2 protein-coding genes are annotated in these 1,763 nt (G+C 25.8%); both read right to left on the bottom strand.

The window, feature by feature from the left end; genetic code table 11:
• On the bottom strand, positions 1–553 hold a 553-nt coding region (locus BUA77_RS13165; protein WP_072891047.1), incomplete at its 3' end, for an IS607 family transposase.
• Positions 554–1,146: 593 nt separating this feature from the next.
• On the bottom strand, positions 1,147–1,605 hold the full coding sequence (locus BUA77_RS13155) for a hypothetical protein (RefSeq protein WP_072891042.1): 459 nt from the start codon (positions 1,603–1,605) through the stop codon (positions 1,147–1,149).
• Between the last annotated feature and the right edge of the window lie 158 nt (positions 1,606–1,763).

Genomic DNA, 1,763 nt, shown 5'->3' with positions numbered 1-1,763 from the left:
GAAGTCTACAACTAAAAACTGTAACAATTTGAATTAAATCCTCAACTAACTCCTGTTCTTCGGTCTTTTCTGTATTGTCTATAATTTCAATAGTAGTACCATATTTATCACATAGATTTTCTATAAGTTCATAGCCAAACCTTATTAATCTATCCTTATACAAAATTACTACTTTATCAACTTCTGAATTAGTTATCATATCTATTAATTGATTTAATCCCTTTTTATTGTAGTTAATCCCACTGCCTATATCTTTTATAATATCAAACTGATAACCTTTAGCATACATATAGGTCTTAACATTTTCAATTTGTCTTTCAAGGTCATCTTTTTGCTTATGAGAACTAACTCTACAATATCCTATTACTTTTTTAGTTTTAGTTTCAATTCCCTTAATTCCTAAAAAATGATTAAGTTGCTCTTGAGAATAATACCTTGTGCCACCATCAGTTATATGATGTGGAATGAATGTGCCTTTTTTATGCCAATCTCTTAATGTTTGAGGAGTTTTACCTATTTCTTTAGCGAACTCACCTATTGAATAATATTTCATTAATTATCACCTCTATATAATCAGATCAAATAATGTGATATTATTCAATAGATTTTTGCATATTTTTATAGATTTTATTTAACAGTTTTTAACCTCCCTCTTTTTATGATAGTTTTTAAATAATTGCTACACTTTGTATAATGTACGTTATCATATAAAACCTCAACAATACATTAAACGAGTATTTAAGAACTAACGTAAAAGCTTTTTATGAACTTTAATACAATTTAAGAAGCTTGACTTAAATACAGGTAAACTAAATACAATAAAAACCCACTTTCTAGTATTCTTAAAATAGGCTTTGCCAAAGGGTATTTTTTTTCTAAAATCCTACCCAAAAAAGAAGCAATACTTATTTTATACCATTTACAACGCTTTTTGTTTTTATGCGAAAAATAAATATTAGTAGTTTGTATTATTATGTTTCCTATAACTAGAGCTATCAAACCAAAAATAAAAAAATACTCTTTCAAAAAAACCTCTCCTTTTCTTTATGGAACCAACTCTAATATTTATTATATGATAATTAATCTTATCATAATAATCTATTATAAAAAAACTCGTGAACTTACTAAGTAAGTCCACGAGCTTTTTTATATTAAATCATCTAACGTTTCAAATGCTATTTTAGTTTCATGATAATCTACAATCGCAACTACTACATCTCCTATTAAAAAAGCATCTGGTATTTTAATAAATCCTAAAGTAGTTTTTAAAAAGTCTATTACTTTTTCAGCTGTTGTTTTTTCTTTACTTTTAATAGAATTAGCTAACGAAACCATTGCCGTTACTTCATCTGTTAATCCGAATTTTTCAGCTATCTTATTCATTAAAACAGACCCTACCACATTCTCAAATGCATTTTTTCCATTATCCATATAATACTCCAAATTATTTATTACTGAAACTATTTTTTTAATTTCTGTATCACCAGCATTACCACTGTGAATATAAGGTGTAGTAATAGTCTTATCTCCATTAGATACTTTATATCTATATATACCGCTGTATACAGTTTCTTTCTTACATGAATATTTTAAATATGAACTCATAATAAATCTCTCCTTTTGTTTTATATTTTTTATTTTGTAAGTTTGAACTTCCTAGCTAGTTCGTTTTGCCTTACACTATATAAGAGACGTTTTAAAGTTAAATAATCAACCACTTTTAACTTTTTTTATTATTTTTTATAAAAATCTATATATACGTT

It is taken from the genome of Tepidibacter formicigenes DSM 15518, assembly GCF_900142235.1.
In the GTDB taxonomy this organism is placed as follows: Bacteria; Bacillota; Clostridia; order Peptostreptococcales; family Peptostreptococcaceae; genus Tepidibacter; species Tepidibacter formicigenes.
This window is presented reverse-complemented; position numbering and strand designations above follow the sequence as displayed.

What these genes read in the sequence shown, in the direction of transcription:
- BUA77_RS13155 (WP_072891042.1), bottom strand. Translation starts at nt 1,605, where the DNA reads ATGAGTTCATATTTAAAATATTCATGTAAGAAAGAAACTGTATACAGC.